General features: G+C 61.5%; 14 protein-coding genes. 8 read left to right on the top strand and 6 right to left on the bottom strand.

Features of this window, described 5'->3' with window-relative positions; genetic code table 11:
- Positions 1-47: 47 nt before the first annotated feature.
- The 3 genes from AB1462_RS08330 (at position 48) to AB1462_RS08320 (ending at position 3254) form a co-directional block, all read left to right on the top strand.
- The gene (locus tag AB1462_RS08330) at positions 48-1958 is read left to right on the top strand and encodes an ATP-binding cassette domain-containing protein (protein ID WP_090401531.1); all 1911 of its coding nucleotides are present in this window, start codon (positions 48-50) and stop codon (positions 1956-1958) included.
- Positions 1958-2530: a mechanosensitive ion channel family protein gene (locus tag AB1462_RS08325; RefSeq protein WP_090401532.1), complete on the top strand. Its 573-nt coding sequence runs from the start codon at positions 1958-1960 to the stop codon at positions 2528-2530. Before AB1462_RS08330 ends, AB1462_RS08325 begins: the two co-directional genes overlap by 1 nt.
- 91 nt (positions 2531-2621) lie before the next feature.
- Positions 2622-3254, top strand: a complete 633-nt coding sequence (locus tag AB1462_RS08320; protein WP_367246573.1) for a LysE family transporter — start codon at positions 2622-2624, stop codon at positions 3252-3254.
- 141 nt (positions 3255-3395) lie between these two features.
- Here AB1462_RS08320 and AB1462_RS08315 read toward each other — a convergent pair whose 3' ends face one another.
- Genes AB1462_RS08315 through AB1462_RS08300 form a run of 4 tightly spaced genes read right to left on the bottom strand, consistent with a single transcriptional unit; the run spans position 3396 to position 6539 of the window.
- Positions 3396-4136 (bottom strand): penicillin-binding protein activator LpoB, encoded by a 741-nt coding sequence (locus AB1462_RS08315; RefSeq protein ID WP_315335357.1) that lies wholly within the window; start codon positions 4134-4136, stop codon positions 3396-3398.
- Positions 4137-4139: 3 nt separating this feature from the next.
- A complete protein-coding gene (gene lpoB / locus AB1462_RS08310; protein ID WP_053127752.1) occupies positions 4140-4727 on the bottom strand; it encodes a penicillin-binding protein activator LpoB in 588 nt (195 codons plus the stop codon).
- 35 nt (positions 4728-4762) lie between these two features.
- A complete protein-coding gene (locus tag AB1462_RS08305) occupies positions 4763-5134 on the bottom strand; it encodes a YcfL family protein (protein WP_259191689.1) in 372 nt (123 codons plus the stop codon).
- A 10-nt stretch (positions 5135-5144) separates the two neighbouring features.
- The gene (locus AB1462_RS08300) at positions 5145-6539 is read right to left on the bottom strand and encodes a COG3014 family protein (RefSeq protein WP_090401536.1); all 1395 of its coding nucleotides are present in this window, start codon (positions 6537-6539) and stop codon (positions 5145-5147) included.
- 268 nt (positions 6540-6807) lie between these two features.
- Here AB1462_RS08300 and AB1462_RS08295 point away from each other — a divergent pair, with 268 nt between their 5' ends.
- Together AB1462_RS08295 and AB1462_RS08290 are read left to right on the top strand one after the other, a co-directional pair.
- Positions 6808-8703 (top strand): FTR1 family protein, encoded by a 1896-nt coding sequence (locus AB1462_RS08295; RefSeq protein WP_367246572.1) that lies wholly within the window; start codon positions 6808-6810, stop codon positions 8701-8703.
- Between the two features lies 1 nt (position 8704).
- Entirely contained in the window at positions 8705-9160 is a 456-nt protein-coding gene (locus tag AB1462_RS08290; RefSeq protein WP_090401538.1) for a YaiI/YqxD family protein, read from the top strand.
- Between the two features lie 65 nt (positions 9161-9225).
- Here AB1462_RS08290 and elbB read toward each other — a convergent pair whose 3' ends face one another.
- Positions 9226-9891: an isoprenoid biosynthesis glyoxalase ElbB gene (gene elbB, locus AB1462_RS08285; RefSeq protein WP_259191696.1), complete on the bottom strand. Its 666-nt coding sequence runs from the start codon at positions 9889-9891 to the stop codon at positions 9226-9228.
- A gap of 115 nt (positions 9892-10006) precedes the next feature.
- On the opposite strand from elbB, the gene AB1462_RS08280 reads away from it, so the two are divergent.
- Positions 10007-11242: a sterol desaturase family protein gene (locus tag AB1462_RS08280; RefSeq protein WP_367246571.1), complete on the top strand. Its 1236-nt coding sequence runs from the start codon at positions 10007-10009 to the stop codon at positions 11240-11242.
- Here the strand turns inward: AB1462_RS08280 and AB1462_RS08275 are convergent.
- On the bottom strand, positions 11223-11861 hold the full coding sequence (locus tag AB1462_RS08275; protein ID WP_090401541.1) for a DedA family protein: 639 nt from the start codon (positions 11859-11861) through the stop codon (positions 11223-11225). The two genes, AB1462_RS08280 and AB1462_RS08275, sit on opposite strands and share 20 nt — an antisense overlap.
- Positions 11862-12068: 207 nt before the next feature.
- Between AB1462_RS08275 and hemB the strand changes: the two genes are divergently transcribed.
- Both hemB and ppk1 read left to right on the top strand, forming a co-directional pair.
- Positions 12069-13082 (top strand): porphobilinogen synthase, encoded by a 1014-nt coding sequence (gene hemB, locus AB1462_RS08270; protein WP_090401542.1) that lies wholly within the window; start codon positions 12069-12071, stop codon positions 13080-13082.
- Positions 13083-13100: 18 nt separating this feature from the next.
- Positions 13101-15326, top strand: a complete 2226-nt coding sequence (gene ppk1 / locus AB1462_RS08265) for a polyphosphate kinase 1 (RefSeq protein WP_367246570.1) — start codon at positions 13101-13103, stop codon at positions 15324-15326.
- The last annotated feature ends 24 nt before the right edge of the window (positions 15327-15350 follow it).

The following is a 15350-nucleotide window of genomic DNA, read 5'->3' as shown; positions in this document are numbered from 1 at the left end:
CACACCCAAGCCAGCGGCCAACGAAGCTGGTAGACTCCGCCGCCATTATGATCCGACTTCAAAGCCTAACATTACAGCGTGGCCCGCAACGTCTTCTGGAAGACGCCGAGCTGACCCTGCACGCCGGTCACAAAGCCGGCCTGATCGGTGCCAACGGCGCCGGCAAATCCACGTTGTTCGCCCTGTTGCTGGGTGAGCTGACCCCGGATTCCGGGGACTGCTTGCTGCCGGCCGACTGGCGCATCGCCCATATGCGCCAGGAGATCGACACCCTGGACCGCATCGCGATCGACTACGTGCTCGATGGCGACCTGCGCCTGCGCCAGGTGCAACACGACCTGGCCGAGGCCGAGAAAGCCCAGGACGGCGCCGCCCAGGCCCGCCTGCACGCGGAGCTCGACAGTGCCGACGGCTACACCGCCGACGCCCGCGCCCGCAAGATGCTCGCCGGCCTTGGCTTCACCAACGAACAGATGGACCGTCCAGTCGCCGACTTCTCCGGTGGCTGGCGCATGCGCCTTAATTTGGCCCAGGCGCTGATGTGCCCCTCGGACCTGTTGCTGCTCGACGAACCGACCAACCACTTGGACCTCGATGCGATCCTGTGGCTGGAAGACTTCCTCAAGAGCTATCAGGGCACCTTGCTGCTGATTTCCCACGACCGGGACTTCCTCGACGCCGTGGTCGACAACATCGCCCACGTCGAACAGAAGAAAATCACCCTCTACCGTGGCGGCTACACCGCGTTCGAACGTGCGCGTGCCGAGCGCCTGGCCCAGCAGCAGCAGGCGTTCGAGAAGCAGCAGGCGCAGCGCGCGCACATGGAAAGCTACATCGCCCGGTTCAAGGCCCAGGCCACCAAGGCCCGCCAGGCCCAGAGCCGGATCAAGGCCCTGGAGCGCATGGAAGAACTGTCGGCGGCCCACGTCGATTCGCCGTTCGACTTTGTGTTCCGCGAGTCGGTGAAGATCTCCAGCCCGTTGCTGGACCTCTCGGATGCCCGCCTGGGTTATGGCGAGAAAACCATCCTGGAGAAGGTCAAGCTGCAGCTCACCCCGGGTGCGCGCATTGGTTTGCTCGGCCCTAACGGCGCGGGCAAATCGACGCTGATCAAGAACCTGTCGGGCGAGTTGCAACCCCTGGCCGGTCGCCTGACCCGTGGCGAGAACCTGGTGGTGGGCTACTTCGCCCAGCATCAGTTGGATTCCCTCGATTCCAAGGCCAGCCCGTTGCTGCACCTGCAACGCCTGGCGCCGACCGAGCGCGAGCAAACCCTGCGTGACTTCCTCGGTGGCTTTGACTTCCGTGGCGCGCGCATCGATGAGCCGGTGCTGAACTTCTCTGGCGGCGAAAAAGCCCGCCTGGCCCTGGCGTTGATCGCCTGGGACCGCCCGAACCTGCTGCTGCTCGACGAACCGACCAACCACCTCGACCTGGAAATGCGCCTGGCGCTGACCATGGCCTTGCAGGAATTCAGCGGTGCGGTACTGGTGGTGTCTCACGATCGCCACCTGCTCAAGAGCACCACCGACAACTTCCTGCTGGTAGCGGATGGCAAAGTCGAAGAGTTCGACGGTGACCTGGACGACTACGCGCGCTGGCTGACGGACTATCGTCTGCGCAACGCACCGGTCAGCAATACCCCGGTCAACCCGGACAAGACCGACAAGAAAGCCCAGCGCCAGGCAGCTGCCGCACTGCGCCAGCAGCTGGCGCCGCATAAGCGCGAAGCCGACAAGCTTGAGGCCGAGTTGGGCAAGGTGCACGAGCGCCTGGCCAAGATCGAAGCCAGCCTGGGTGACAGTGCCGTGTACGAGGCTGCACGCAAGGATGAGCTGCGCGACCTGCTGGCCGAGCAGGCCAAGCTCAAGGTACGCGAAGGGCAGTTGGAGGAAAGCTGGATGGAGGCCCTCGAACTGCTCGAAACCCTGCAAGCGGAACTGGAGGCGCTGTCCTGATGGAAGCGTTGCAGTTGCCGCTGCCGGCGCAATGGATCGAGCCTGTGTGGATCGGCGTGCAAATCCTGCTGATCCTGCTGGCCGGCTATTTCGCCCAGCGTTTTGTCGCCAAGGGCCTGACCCGCCTGGGTGAACGCTACCCGTTCCCGCCGCAATTACTGATGCCGCTGCGCGGTGGTTTGCGCTGGCTGATCATGGGCAGTGCGCTGATCTTTGTGCTGGAACGCCTGGGCGTGTCCGCTACGGTACTGTGGACCGCGCTGTCGGGGTTTGTCGCGGTGGCGGCAGTGGCGTTCTTCGCCATGTGGTCGGTGTTGTCCAACCTGCTGTGCGCGATCCTGATCTTTACCGTCGGGCCGTTTCGCCTCGGTGACATCGTGGAGTTGGTGGATACCGTCGACAAGCCCGGTGTGAAGGGCAGGGTGGTGGCGATCAACTTGCTCTACACCACGCTGATCGAAGTGGAAGCGGCGGGTACCGACAGCGCTATCGTACAGGTGCCTAACAGCCTCTTCTTCCAGCGCTCGGTGCGGCGTTGGCCCGGCACCCATGTATTCCCGGGCGACCGCTAGCATTTACCGCGTTTAAAAATCGATAGCCAGCCTCTGGTCGGCGGAGTTAGCTTAAGGCACAACAATCGCTGACTCTCTCCCGAGGTGTGCAATGGCACTCGACACGTGGCTGGCCTTTTTCCTGGCCAGTTGGATCATCTCCCTTTCCCCTGGTGCCGGCGCCATCGCTTCGATGTCCAGCGGCCTGCAATATGGTTTTGTACGTGGCTACTGGAACGCGATCGGCCTGCAGCTGGGCCTGGCGATGCAGATTGCCGTGGTGGCGGGCGGTTTGGGTGCCATTCTGGCGGCGTCGTCGACCGCGTTCTATGCGATCAAATGGTTTGGCGTGGCGTACCTGGTGTACCTGGCCATCAAGCAATGGCGTGCCTTGCCCATGGACATGGCCGATGACGCGGCCGTACGCCCGCTCGGCAAGCCGATGGCGATGATGTTCCGTGGTTTCCTGGTCAACGCCAGCAACCCCAAGGCCCTGGTGTTCATGCTCGCGGTGCTGCCGCAGTTCGTGAATACGCAGGCGCCGTTGCTGGCCCAGTACCTGATCATCGGTGCGACGATGATCAGCGTCGATATGATCGTGATGGCGGGGTATACGGGGCTGGCCTCGAAAGTCCTGCGCCTGTTGCGCACGCCCAAACAGCAGAAGCGCATGAACCGTACGTTTGCCGGGTTGTTTGTGGGGGCAGCGGGCTTCCTCGCCAGCCTGCATCGCGCAACGGCTTGAGCTGACGAAACCGAATCAAAGTGTGGGAGGGGGCTTGCCCCCGATGGCGGTGTTTCAGTGAAAAATATGCTGACTGACCCACTGCTATCGGGAGCAAGCCCCCTCCCACATTTGTTGTGTGGTTGGCTGTAAAGCTTAGGCTCAGCGCAGGATCTTCGGCGCTTCATCCCTTGGCAGGTTATTACGCAACACCGGCTGGCCAGGCTCTTGATAGCCGCCGCCCAACTGTTCCGCCAACTGCCGTGCCACGTCCTCACCCAGTGCCTTCGACACTTCCTTTACCACACGCGGCCGGTTCAGGCTCACGCGGAGGTCGCGGCTGTTCACCAGCTTGGTGTCCTGGCCTTCGCCCATGGCGGTAAACGCCGAGGTGATTTCGTAAGTGCGGGTGTTGATCAGGCTGAAATCCGCCACCAGTGTCAGGCCCAGCACCGCCGAGTAGCTGTTGGTGTGGTCCAGGGCGTTGATGTCCTGGGTGAAGTCGATATCTGACAGCGTGCCGAACAGCACGTAGTCCGCCCCCTTGAAGTTACCGGCCTTGATGCGCTTGATCACGTCATAGACGTCACCCTTGGCATCGGCGGTGTAGGGCGTGCCCTGCACCAGCTGGAACTGGCGGGACTTGAGAATCTCACCCTTGATGTCACCGCTGAACTTGCGCAGCTCGGTTTGCTCAATGTAGCTGCTACGGCTCTCATACTCGCTGTAGTTCGAGGCGCCGCTGGCGTTGTAACTGCTTGCCTGGAAGTTGTTGCTGGCCGAAACCTGGTGGATGTACTCCTCGACCTGCGCCTGGTAGGCCAGGTCAGTCACCGCGATCTTCGGCGCGGCCCAGGCGCCAAAGGCGCACAGCAGGCCGATCAAACCAATCCATGCACGCATTGCTTAGCGCTCCGTGGTCTTGCGGATTTCTTTTTCGTCCATCCATTCTGCCAGGCCGCTCTCGACGTCGATCAGCTGCAGACTGAACTTGTAGAACACGTCCTTGTAGTCCGAACTGCGCTTGACGATGGAGCTGATGGAGCCTTCCAGGCGGTATTTGGCCGCGACCATATTGCCGGTCTTGCTGACCGTGGATTTCTTGTACAAGCCGCTCTGGTTCTGCAGCTTGAGCTGGTCGACCTGGCTCTGCATGTCGGTGTTGTCACTGGCGAAGCGTGCGGTGCCGGTCTTCATCAGCTGGGTCTTGATCGACGTGGTGATCTCGCGGGTGTCGATGTACTCGCTGGTCTTGTTCTTCACGTCATACACCTGCACCACCGGGCGGCCTTGCAGGATGCCGGACTGGGCCAGGGAGCGGGTCATGCTTTCGGCGATCATCTGCAGGTCGGTGGAGCCGAACTCGTTGGTCACCAGTTCCACGGCCTTGGTGTCGCCGTAGCTGATGTTTTTACCGCCCAGTACCGGGGAGGTATTCGCGCAGCCGCTGGCCAGGACGGCAACCACGGCGAGGATCGAGAAGCGTGCAAGCATGGGGAAATCTCTCAGCAGCAAAAAGAATGAACGGCTCAAGGGGTTTTGACTTCAAGGCGGAAGTCCGCTGCCTGGGGCAAATTGGCAATGGCGGGCAGGAAGGTCGCCTGGTTGGCGTACAGGGGCAGCACTTTCCAGGTCTCTTCATCGCCCACCGGGAAACCATCGGCGCCCAGCCAGGCGAAGCGGTAATACATCATCTGGTTACTGCTGGTGATGTTGCTCAGTTGTACTTTGGCGGTGAGGAAGCCGTTCTCGCGAGCCACACGAATGGCGCCGACCGCGATGCCCTTGAACTTGCCCATCACCACGATTTTGCTCGCAGCACTGCCAGGTTCCGGTGGCGGCGGGGTGGCGCAGCCGGCAAGCAGGACCAGCGCCAGGGCGCCGAGGATGAAATGACGCATAGCGTGCTCCTTAAGGTTGTTTGAGGGCGATGGCCTGGGTTGTCGTGCTGGGCACCACATGGGCGGCGAGGCCGCCGGCGAACACTTGGTTGCCGACCACGCGCAGGGTGATCACCTGGTAGGGTTGGTCGGCCTTGACCGTCACCAGCGTGCCACCCAGGGCGTTGGGCAGGCTGACCTGGTGTTCGCCGCGCTTGAGGCGCAGGCGCGTGACCTGGGTCATGTCCGGCAGGGTGCGCCAGGTGCGGGTGTCGGCGCCTTCGGTCACGGCCGAGGCAATACCCAGTACCAGGCCTGCCATGGGGTTGGTCTTGTTCAGGTTGTTCTGCGCCACGCCACGGCTTACCGCCCGCACGGTGGTGCGCAGGATGATCCCCGGCATGTCGTCACGCAGGGCGCGGCGGGACATGGCCGTGGTGCTGTTGAGCGCGGTGAGGTTCTGTTGCTGGCCGTCGACACCGATCTGGGCGAAAGTCGCCGTGGAGGTGTCGGCCTTGATCACCGGGAACGACAGCGGGGTGATCACCAGGTTGCCATTGATCGGGATCGGCAGCGGCAGGCGGATCGAGTCGCGGGCGGGCGCGAGGCCGCTCTGCACCACGATCAGCACGTCGGTTTCATCGGCGCCGACCTTGGCTTTGTCCAGGTCGAGCAGCGCTTTTTCCAGCAGTGGGGTGTTAGGGCGTAGCTCGACGGCCTTGCGATAACCAGGGGCGGCCAGGTCTTTTTCGCCCAGGGCTTCGTAGACGAAGCCGGCCAGGTAATGGCTGAACGCACTCTGGTAGCTGTTCTTCAGGCCGACCACTTCCGGTGCGTCGAGGGCTTGCACCGGGTAGCCGTGCAGGTCCTTGATCTGGGTGGTCACGCCCTGGCGCTCGGCGTCGTCTTCGCGCTTGAGGTATTCCTTGTCGCGCAGGTCGGCGATCACCGCTTCGCGTTCGTGGGTCTTCTTGATTTCGGTGCGTGCACCGTCGAAGTCGTTCAGGGCCAGCAGGTTCAGGGCCATTTGCGTGGTCAGCATGACTTTTTCGTAGTCATAGCCTTCGTAGCGACGCACCTTGTCGTTGGCCAGGAAGCTGCCGAACTGGGACAGGTACTTTGCGCTGTCGAACTTGACCGACTCTTCCCACTTATAGACTTGCAGGTCGGCGCTGCGCCAGGCGGTCTGGCTGCCGGTCAGGTCGCCCTTGGCCCGCAGTAACTCGCCCTTTTCGAAGAAATACAGCAGGTCTTTGTCTTCACCGGTGTTGTTCTTTTCCAGCAGGGTCAGGGCGGCGTCGACATTGCCGGTGGCCAGTTGCTGGTTGGTGGCTTGCAGCTCGGAGTCGTAGCTACGGAACATTGAACAGCCGGAGAGCAAGGTGACTGCCGCGAGCGCGAGCGGAGGTAAGGCGCGAAAAGCCATATAACTTCTTCCCTGAAAGTAGTCAGTCGATGTGGTTATTCCTCATAAAAACGAGGAACGAAATTCCCTTTCGCACTAACAGGGCGCGGCATTATAAGCACCGTTACTGGCAAAACAATGGCTTTTTGCTTTGATTGGGTCGACGTAGATGCCACTACCGCGCGGCTGAAATTCACCTCCCGTTCAAATGACAAATCACTAACGCCTTGAGTCAAACCCCATAAGCCTTAACAATGTGTTACTTCGTATTTCCACTTGAGATTCATTCATGACTGGCCCCTTCCGTTTTCTCGCCTGGCTGCTGTTGCCGGCGTTGATGTCGTGCAGCTTCAACCTGTTGGCCGCAACCGCCGAGAGCGCCCCACAGGCTCTGCATCTGCTGGACTACATCGGTGCTGACTACCCACCGACGGTGGAGGCGGGCAAGGTTGTGGATGATTCGGAATACCGTGAGCAGGTGGAGTTTCTCGGGGTATTGCAGGGGTTGGTGGCGGATTTGCCGCAAAAGCCCGAGCGTGCGGAGTTGGTGAAGGGCGTCGACGAACTGCTGGCGGCTGTCACCGCTCACGCAGACGGCGCCACCGTGGCTCGCCAGGCCCGTCAGTTGGGCGCCAGGCTGGCGGTCGCGTATGAGGTCAGCCAGGCCCCGGCCATCACGCCCGACCCAACGCGCGGTGCACCGCTCTACGCCCAGCACTGCTCGGTGTGCCACGGCACTGCCGGTGCTGGTGATGGCCCGGCCAGCGTGGGGATGACGCCGCCGCCGGCCAACTTGACGGATGCAGCGCGCCTGGATCGCCTGAGCCTTTACGCGATCTACAACACCCTGGGCCTGGGTGTCGAAGGCACTGATATGCCGTCCTTCGCCGACCAGTTGGACGACCGCCAGCGCTGGGACCTGGCCACCTACATCGCCGGCTTCACCGCAGACCCGGCCGCCGCCAAAAGCGAGCAGCCCTTCAACCTCGCCGACCTGGCCCGCCAGACGCCTAATGAAGTACTGGCCGCAAACGGCCCAACGGCTGCCGCAACCTTCCGCGCCCAGCGTGCGCAACCGCCGCAGGTCAAGCGTGGCCCGGCGCAGTTGCTCGAATACACCGCTACCACCCTGGACAAAAGCCTCGCGGCGTTCCGCAACGGTGACCACGACCAAGCCTATGACTTGTCGGTAGCGGCCTACCTCGAAGGCTTCGAGCTGGTGGAAAGCTCACTGGATAACGTCGACGCCAACGTGCGCAAGGACACCGAGAAGGCCCTGATGGCTTACCGACAGTCGTTGCAGGACGGCCTGCCGATTGAGCAGGTGCAGCAGCGCCTGGACGTGGCGAAGGGCAAGCTCACCGAGTCCGCAGGCTTGCTGGGCAGCGATGGCTTGAGTTGGTCGCTGAGCTACATTTCCGGTCTGCTGATCCTGCTGCGTGAAGGCCTGGAAGCCATCCTGGTGCTGGCGGCGATCCTCGCGTTCCTGCGCAATACCGGCCAGCAATCGGCGGTGCGCAGCGTCAACATCGGCTGGGGCCTGGCGCTATTGGCCGGCTTGGCCACCTGGGCGCTGGCGGCGTATGTGATTGACGTCAGCGGCGCCCAACGCGAATTGCTCGAAGGCTGCACGGCGCTGTTCGCCAGTGTAATGGTGCTGTGGCTTGGCGTGTGGATGCACGACCGCCGCCATGCCGCGGCGTGGCAGGACTACATCAAGAGCAGCCTGGTGGGCGGCGGTGGGCGCTTCGGTTTTGCCATATTGGCGTTCTTCTCGGTCTACCGCGAGCTGTTCGAAGTGATCCTGTTCTACGAAACCCTGTGGCTGCAAGCGGGCCCGGCCGGGCACAACGCGGTGCTGGCGGGTGGTGCCACGGCGTTGGTGCTGCTGGTATGTCTGGCCTGGGTGATTCTGCGCGGTTCGGCGAAACTGCCGCTGGCGCTGTTTTTCGGCATCAATGCGGCGCTGCTGTGTGCGTTGTCGGTGGTGTTCGCCGGGCATGGCGTCAAAGCCTTGCAGGAAGCCGGCATCTTCGGCACACGGCCGGTGGCGTTCTTTGACTTCGACTGGCTGGGCATCCATGCCGATGCTTACTCGTTGAGTGCACAGGCCGTGGCGATCCTGGCCATTGTAGTGCTCTACGGTCGCAGCCGACTGGCAGAGAAACAGCGAGTGGCGGCATAACATGCGGGTCTGGATCGATGCGGACGCCTGCCCTCGGGCCGCCAAGGACCAAGTGGTGAAATTCGCCCTCAAGCGCCAATTCGAGGTCGTCCTGGTGGCCGGGCAGAGCCAGATCAAGCCGAGCTTCTCGTGCGTGAAGTTGATCGTGGTGCCCAGCGGTCCGGACGCAGCAGATGACTACCTGGTGGAGCACGCCGTGCCCGGCGAACTGGTGATCTGCAGCGATGTGCCCCTGGCCGACCGCCTGGTGAAGAAGGGCGTCACCGCCCTCGACCCGCGTGGCAAGGAGTTCAGCCCGGCGAACATGAGTGAACGGTTGGCGGTGCGTAACCTGTTTACCGATCTGCGCGAGCAGGGCCAGATGGGCGGTGGGCCACCGCCCCATGGGGAAAAGGACAAGCAGGCGTTTGCCAATGCCCTGGACCGGATCTTGACGAAGTTGATGCGCCAGGCCTGATGCCTGTGGCAAGCCGGCTCGCCACACCAAGCCGGCTGATCACCGTTCAGTATTTGGCCACCTGGTCAATCGTTCTCGTGGGTCAGCTCCAGCACCCGATCCACCAGCTTGTTGATGCCTGACGCCACCTCACTGATGCTCTTGCCGAGCATATAGGCCGGCGTGCTTACCAGTTTGCGGGCCTTGTCTTCTACGATGTCTTCCACCGTGCATTCCTGGTGGGTGGCGCCCATTTTGTCGAGGGCGGCGGCGGTGTCGGCATCGTTGCCGATGGTGCAGGTCACGCCTGGGCCGTAGATCTTCGCGGCCAGGGCTGGTGAAATACAGATCAACCCCACCGGCTTGCCGGCTTCGGCAAAGGCTTCGGCCAACGCCAGTACCTGCGGGTTGACGCTGCAAGCGGCGCCTTCCTGTGCAAAGTCCGACAAGTTCTTCGCCGCACCAAACCCCCCGGGTACGATCAGCGCATCGAACTCGTCGGCGTTGGCGTCTCGAATATCCTTCACCTCGCCCCGGGCAATGCGGGCCGACTCCACCAGCACATTGCGCGACTCGGGCATTTCTTCTCCCGTCAGGTGGTTGATCACGTGCAGCTGCGCAATATTCGGTGCAAAACATTGGACCTGAGCGCCGCGCTGATCCAGGCGCAGCAAGGTGATCACGCTTTCGTGGATCTCTGCGCCGTCGTACACGCCACAGCCGGAAAGGATCACTGCAATCTTTTTGCTCATGGGCATTTCTCCTGATTCATGGCGTTAAATGTCTACTAATTTGTAACCTGTTGCCAATGGGATCTCGCACCGCTGCACCTAATCTTGCTGTAACAAAAATAGACCGGACTAGCTCATGGACTTCGTGCCTTACGCGGTACCGTTTTTTATCCTATTGATCGTGCTGGAGCTGCTTGCCGACCGTTGGCGTGGCCAGCGCAACTACCGGGTGGCGGACGCCATCAACAGTCTCAGCACCGGTGTGCTGTCCACCACCACCGGGCTGTTGACCAAAGGCGTGGGGCTGCTGACCTATGCGCTCGCCCTCAAGCACCTGGCGCTGATTGAACTGCCCGTCCACAGCGTCTGGACCTGGGTGTTCGCCTTTGTGTTCTACGACTTCTGTTATTACTGGCTGCATCGAATGGGGCACGAGCGCAATATCCTCTGGGCCGCGCACTCGGTGCATCACCAGAGCGAGGACTACAACCTCAGCACCGCCCTGCGCCAGACCAGCACCGGCTTCCTGCTGAGCTGGATCTTCTACCTGCCCCTGGCCGTGCTTGGCGTGCCGCTGGTGGTGTTTATCAGCGTGGCGTCGCTCAACCTGTTGTATCAATTCTGGGTGCATACCCGGCACGTGCCAAAGCTCGGCTGGTTCGAATGGTTTTTCGTCACGCCATCCAATCATCGGGCTCACCATGCACAGAACGCTCTCTACATGGATCGCAACTATGGCGGGGTGTTCATTCTTTGGGACCGACTGTTCGGCACCTTCCAGGAAGAAGACGACAACGAACCGGTGATTTTCGGCGTGACCACGCCCTTGGCCAGCTGGAATCCGTTGTGGGCCAACCTGCAGTTTTATGCACAGCTTTGGAGTGATGCGCGGCGTACCGAGAGTCAGTGGGACAAGCTGCGCATCTGGTTCATGCGCACCGGGTGGCGCCCGGCGGACGTGAAGGCCAAATACCCCTTGGCCAAGCCGGAGTTGAGCCAGTTCCGCAAATTCGAAGTGCCGCTGGACGCGCGCCAACAGGTCTACATCGCCTTTCAGTTCGCGGCGTATGTGGGTTTTGGCAGCTATCTGATGAATGTCGGCGAGGGTCTGTCCACCGCAGCGCTGATTATCGGCTGGGGGGCGATGGCACTTGGATTGTTTACCCTGGGCGTGGCCCTGGAGAATCGTCCGTGGGCGTTAAAGGCGGAGCTGATGCGCCTGGTGCTGAATGTGCCGTTGGTGTGGCTGGCGCCGGTGGTCGGGCTTTGGCCCGCCAGCAACCTGGGCTGGTTGGGCTTGCTGAGCTACAGCCTGCTCAGCGTGATTGGCCTCTACTGTTGCAGAGGCCGGCTTACTCGACTGGTGTCTTAGGCGCTTCTACCGGGACGGGCTCGGCGGCGGCAAGCCGCGCCTTGGCGTCGGCACAGGCCTGGCGGGCAATGCGGGCATTCTTGAAGCGGCGGCGCAGCCACAGGCCAAAGCCCAGCAGCAGCAAGGCGCCCAGTACCCACAGCTCGTATTTCTTGACGCTGCCCAGCATGCCTTCCAGCACGGCGCCGAAGTGATAGGCCGCAGCCCCCAACGCGGCAGCCCAGATCGCGGCACCGATACCGTTGAGGATCAGGTAGCGCACCGGCGGGTAGCCTGACAGGCCGATCGCGACGGGCATTACCGTGCGCAATCCGTAGACAAAGCGGAAGCTCAACACCCAGATATCCGGGTGCTTGCGGATATGTTCCAGGGCTTTGTCGCCCATCAATTGCCAGCGCGGCTTGCGCGCCAACAGTTTGCGGCCGTGCTTGCGTCCCATGTAGTACCAAAGCTGGTCGCCGGCGTAGCTGCCGAAGAAGGCAACGACCACCACCAGGTTGATATCCATGTACCCACGGAACGCCAGGAAGCCTGCGAGAACCAGGATGGTTTCGCCTTCGAAGAACGTGCCTAGGAAGAGGGCAAAGTAGCCGAAGTCATGCAGAAATTGTTGAAGCATGGTCTGGGTGCTGGCGAAATGAACGCGCAGCCTACGCCTTCGTGAACATTCATGAAAGTATCGAGATGTGTCACGAAGTGAACAATTCCTACATAAACGACGAATGCGACTACAGGTCGCATCGTTAAGCACAACTGTCATACCTTCGTCATAATGCCCGCTTATAACTGCAACGCTCGCCCGTGAACCCGGGCTCAGGAGTCTGTCGTGAGCTTTACCCCTGCCAATCGCCTATTCCCTGCTACCCGCCTGCGCCGTAATCGCCGTGATGATTTTTCTCGCCGCCTGGTTCGTGAAAACGTACTGACGACGAATGATCTGATCCTGCCGGTGTTTGTGCTCGACGGTGAAAATCGCCGGGAAGCGGTAGCGTCGATGCCGGGTGTAGAGCGTCTGACCATTGATCTGCTGCTTGAAGAGGCGGCGGGCTGGGTCGAGCTGGGGATTCCGGCGTTGGCGTTGTTCCCGGTCACGCCGTCTGAACTCAAGTCCCTTGACGCTGCCGAAGCTTGGAACCCGAATGGGATCGCCCAGCGCGCCACCCGCGCCCTGCGCGAGCGTTTTCCGGAGCTGGGGGTGATCACTGATGTGGCGTTGGACCCGTTCACCACGCACGGGCAGGATGGCATTCTTGACGAAGAAGGCTATGTTCAGAACGACATTACCGTCGATGCGTTGGTCAAGCAGGCTTTGTCCCACGCAGCAGCGGGCGCCCAGGTGGTTGCGCCGTCGGACATGATGGATGGCCGCATCCAGGCGATTCGCGAAGCCCTGGAGCTGGCCGGTCACGTCAATGTGCGGATCATGGCCTACTCGGCCAAGTACGCCAGTGCCTACTACGGCCCGTTTCGCGATGCGGTGGGCTCGGCCCTGAACCTGGGCAAGGCCAACAAGGCCTCATACCAGATGGACCCGGCCAACAGCCAGGAAGCGCTGCACGAAGTGGCCGCTGACCTGGCCGAAGGCGCCGACATGGTGATGGTCAAGCCCGGGATGCCTTACCTGGACATCCTTTACCGGGTCAAAGAGGAATTCAAAGTGCCGACCTTTGTGTATCAGGTCAGTGGCGAATACGCCATGCACATGGCTGCAATACAAAATGGCTGGTTGAGTGAAGGGGTAATCCTTGAATCCTTGACGGCCTTTAAACGTGCCGGGGCTGATGGCATCCTGACCTATTTCGCCGCCCGCGCCGCCCAATTGCTTAGAGAGCAACAATAGCCCTCACAGGAACACTCGATGAATACCGAAGGACTCTCCGACGTTGCCGTAAAAGACGCTCACCCGGTGGTTGAACAAGTCACCGAGACTCCGCCGGAGCATGAGCCGGCCCCGCCTGTCGTGGTAGCCGAAACGCCCGCCCCGGTCCCGGTGGTCGCCGTGGTGACCAACCTGGATGACAGCAGCCTGTACATTCACCGTGAGCTGTCACAACTGCAATTCAACATTCGCGTGCTCGAACAGGCGCTGGATGAGTCCTACCCGCTGCTGGAGCGCCTGAAGTTCCTGCTGATTTTCTCCAGCAACCTGGATGAGTTCTTCGAGATCCGCGTCGCCGGCCTCAAGAAACAGATCACCTTCGCCCGTGAACAAGCCGGCGCGGACGGCCTGCAGCCGCACCAGGCGTTGGCGCGCATCAGCGAACTGGTGCACGGTCATGTGGATCGCCAGTACGCGATCCTCAATGACATCCTGCTGCCGGAACTTGAAAAACATCAGGTTCGCTTCATCCGCCGTCGCCACTGGACCACCAAGATCAAGACCTGGGTGCGCCGCTACTTCCGCGACGAAATCGCGCCGATCATCACCCCGATCGGTCTCGACCCGACGCACCCGTTCCCATTGCTGGTGAACAAGAGCCTTAACTTTATCGTCGAGCTGGAAGGTATCGACGCCTTCGGTCGCGACTCGGGCCTGGCGATCATCCCGGCACCGCGCTTGCTGCCACGGATCATCAAGGTACCGGAAGAGGTGGGGGGCGCTGGCGACAACTATGTATTCCTGTCGTCGATGATCCACGCCCACGCCGATGACTTGTTCCAAGGCATGAAGGTCAAGGGCTGCTACCAGTTCCGCCTGACCCGTAACGCCGACCTGGCGCTGGACTCCGAAGACGTCGAAGACTTGGCCCGCGCCCTGCGTGGCGAGCTGTTCTCGCGGCGCTACGGCGATGCGGTACGCCTGGAAGTGGCCGACACTTGCCCGAAACACCTGTCGGACTACCTGCTCAAGCAGTTCAACCTGGGCGAAAGCGAGCTGTACCAGGTCAACGGCCCGGTGAACCTCACGCGCCTGTTCAGCATCACCGGCCTGGACAGCCATCCGGAGCTGCAATACACCCCGTTCACCCCGCAGATTCCGAAACTGCTGCAAAACAGCGAGAACATCTTCAGCGTGGTGAGCAAGCAGGACATCCTGCTGCTGCACCCATTCGAGTCCTTCACCCCAGTGGTCGACCTGCTGCGTCAGGCCGCCAAGGACCCGCATGTGTTGGCCGTACGCCAGACCCTGTACCGCAGCGGCGCCAACTCGGAAATCGTCGATGCGCTGGTAGACGCCGCGCGCAACGGCAAGGAAGTCACTGCGGTGATCGAGTTGCGCGCGCGCTTTGACGAAGAGTCGAACCTGCAATTGGCCAGCCGCCTGCAAGCGGCCGGTGCGGTAGTGATCTACGGCGTGGTTGGCTTCAAGACCCACGCCAAGATGATGCTGATCCTGCGCCGCGAAGCCGGTGAGATCGTGCGTTACGCCCACTTGGGCACCGGCAACTACCACGCCGGTAACGCCAAGCTCTACACCGACTACAGCCTGCTGACCTCCGACGACGCCTTATGTGAAGACGTTGGCAAGCTGTTCAGCCAGTTGATCGGCATGGGCAAGACCTTGCGCATGAAGAAGCTGCTGCACGCGCCGTTCACCCTGAAGAAGGGCATGCTCGACATGATTGCGCGCGAGACCCAGTTCGCCCTCGACGGCAAACCGGCGCACATCATCGCCAAATTCAACTCGCTGACCGATCCGAAGATCATCCGCGCGCTGTACAAGGCCAGCCAGTCCGGCGTGCGCATCGACCTGGTGGTGCGCGGCATGTGCTGCCTGCGTCCGGGCATTGTCGGGGTGTCGCATAACATCCATGTGCGCTCGATCATCGGCCGCTTCCTGGAGCACACCCGCGTGTTCTACTTCCTCAATGGTGGCGAAGAGCAGATGTTCCTCTCCAGTGCCGACTGGATGGAGCGCAACCTCGATAAGCGTGTGGAAACCTGCTTCCCTGTAGAGGGCAAGAAGCTGATCATGCGGGTCAAGAAGGAGCTGGAAAGCTACCTCACCGACAACACCCACAGCTGGAGCCTGCAGTCTGACGGCCGCTACGTGCGCAACACGCCGACCGGCAACCAGAACCCGCGCAGTGCACAGGCGACGTTGCTGGAGAAGTTGGGTAGCCCGATTCTGGCGGTGAACTAACAGACAACACGCTCTGAAAATGTG

This window comes from Pseudomonas sp. SB113 (assembly GCF_040754745.1).
Taxonomy (GTDB): Bacteria; Pseudomonadota; Gammaproteobacteria; order Pseudomonadales; family Pseudomonadaceae; genus Aquipseudomonas; species Aquipseudomonas grimontii.
Note: the sequence above shows the minus strand (reverse complement) of the source record. Positions and strands in the feature narration are given on the sequence as shown.